The sequence below is a fragment of the Phyllobacterium sp. P5_D12 genome (assembly GCF_054049495.1).
The window spans coordinates 1-2102 of record NZ_JBFUMG010000678.1; the positions used below are offsets into that span (position 1 = coordinate 1).

Annotated in this window: 3 protein-coding genes; all 3 read right to left on the reverse strand. The window is 57.3% G+C overall.

The genetic code is table 11. The annotated features are described in order from the left end of the window. Positions 1-201 precede the first annotated feature (201 nt). A complete protein-coding gene (locus ACXJ5O_RS25185) occupies positions 202-687 on the reverse strand; it encodes an ureidoglycolate lyase (RefSeq protein WP_457302295.1) in 486 nt (161 codons plus the stop codon). Positions 688-691: 4 nt separating this feature from the next. Then, entirely contained in the window at positions 692-1705 is a 1014-nt protein-coding gene (gene alc / locus ACXJ5O_RS25190; protein ID WP_457302293.1) for an allantoicase, read from the reverse strand. A 9-nt stretch (positions 1706-1714) separates the two neighbouring features. After that, the coding region (gene uraD / locus ACXJ5O_RS25195) for a 2-oxo-4-hydroxy-4-carboxy-5-ureidoimidazoline decarboxylase (protein ID WP_457302294.1) at positions 1715-2102 on the reverse strand (388 nt) is incomplete at its 5' end.

Consider the following 2102-nt stretch of genomic DNA (forward strand, 5'->3'; position numbering starts at 1 on the left):
CAAGATGATTGCGGAGCTTCCGGAGCCGGATCGGGAAAGGCTGCAAAACCGCGCCGCGGCGATCAGTGCGAAATATGCGGAACTCTCGGAGCAGTATCAGTCCAGCAAGGACGAGAACTCAATTCCCCTGAACTGAATGTCTCGACGCACAGAAGGCCGCCCTTCCAGAGGAGGGCGGCCTTCTTGGCGCGTGTGTCGGAGTTAGCGAATAAGAAACGCTACGGGATAGAAATGCTCTTGCAGATTGACGCCATCGCCGCCCCGGTCGATGACAACAAAGTCTGACTGGCCCTCAAGCGGCGTCAGAATGCCGTGCCACACATTGCGATGAATGTTCACACCCTGGCCCGGTTGCGTCAGAAAGGCGACAGGATCGGTTGCGCCATCGGGGTGGTCATGAGCTGCCACGACGAGAAACGGATTGCCCGACAGGGGCACGAAGGCTTGGCTGCCCAAAGGATGCCGCTCGACCATTTCCAGCTTGAGGGGCAGCTCGTAAGGCTTGCCACGCAGCAGGCTAATCAAGGTACGTGCATTGTCTCCCGTCGTCTCGACCTTGGCCAGATCATGGTAGCGCATGCACATGCCATGATTGATGGGAAAGCTGCTTGCGCCTTCGATCTCAATGACATCTCCGAAAGGCGCAAACGACTCCCGGGTCAACTGTTGAACGACGATCTCGCGCACAGGATTATCCGCGAGCGATTTTGCCAAACAGCCGTAACCTGCTCACACCGCCATCCGGGTAGATGTTGAAGCGAGCGTGCGTTACTGCACCGTTTTGCTTGATCTGGTTGCCGCCATATTCATGGATGTTGTCCGCGGACAACTTCTGGACAGGCAGAATCTCTTCCCAGAACATGGATGAAGCGACAACCAACTCGTCGAGGCTCTCGCCGGCATCGCCAAGATCGGCGACCTGAATCGAGCAGGCGTCCGGATAGTTCCCCTTGAAGTGGGCAGTATCCACAATTGCGCTTTCAATGGTTCCGCGCGCCGCAAGCTTGATGATGATCCAGTCATTGCCTGGCTCGCGCCTGCGGCGTGTTTCCCAGCCGTCGCCCATRTTGATGCCGCGACCTGGTGCGAGCAGGCGCTGATAGCCATAATGCGCATTCGACATGGCGACGACCCGGCCGCCAAGAAGCGAGGATGCGAGATCGACTGCCTCACCATTGACGCTATCAATGTCCAGCGATGGCTGACCGTAAACACGCAAGCGCGCAACGCCGCCATCCGGGTGTATGTGCAGGCGAACATGAGTCCACACTTGCTTCGAGCTGCAAGTAAAGTAGTGGTGCGAACTAGCGCCGAGTTGGCTCAATCCGAGCACCTCCGTCCACAAGGTGGCTTCATCAGGTTTGCCCGTTGTATTACAAGCTTCGATACGGCAGGCAGGAGGGTAGTTCCCCGTGAAATGGGCTGTGTCGACATCGAAACCGGCGATGGTGCCCGGCGCGGCAAGCTGGACGACCGCATAATCATGCCCACTGCTGCGGCGCCGGCGCGTTTCCCAACCGTCCATCCACTTGCCGTTGTCGTCGAATTTTTCGGGATAGAAGATTGCAGGCTCATCGCTCAGCATGCGTTCCAGCGGTGCAAAGAATTCGTCGGTTGCGAAGATCGGCTTTGCCCCGAGGCCAGCCGAAGCAAGATTGATCGAGTTACGGGCGAATGCGGGGATATCTTCATTGGTGTTTGACATTTTCATTCCTCAATTTGCCAGCATGTCTTGAAGGCGCAGAAGAGCAATCTTCTCCACTTCCCGGCACGCTGTGTTGAATTCCGTCTGGCGATTGTTGGCGATCCTGGTCTCGAAGCTGGAAAGGATCTCGTCCTTGCTTCGGCCCTTCACGGCGATGATGAACGGGAATCCGAAGATTTCGACATAGCGCGTATTGAGAGCGGTGAACTTCTCTCGCTCGTTGTCGGCTAACTCATCCAGGCCTGCGGACGCCTGTTCCAGTGCAGAGCTCTCCGTCAAACGCTTGGCTTGTGCCAGTTTGCCAGCAAGGTCTGGGTGAGCATTCAAGACGCCGAGACGTTCGTTGTCCGACGAGGTGCGAAATGCCGTACAAAGCGCGGCGTGCAGTCCCGTGACG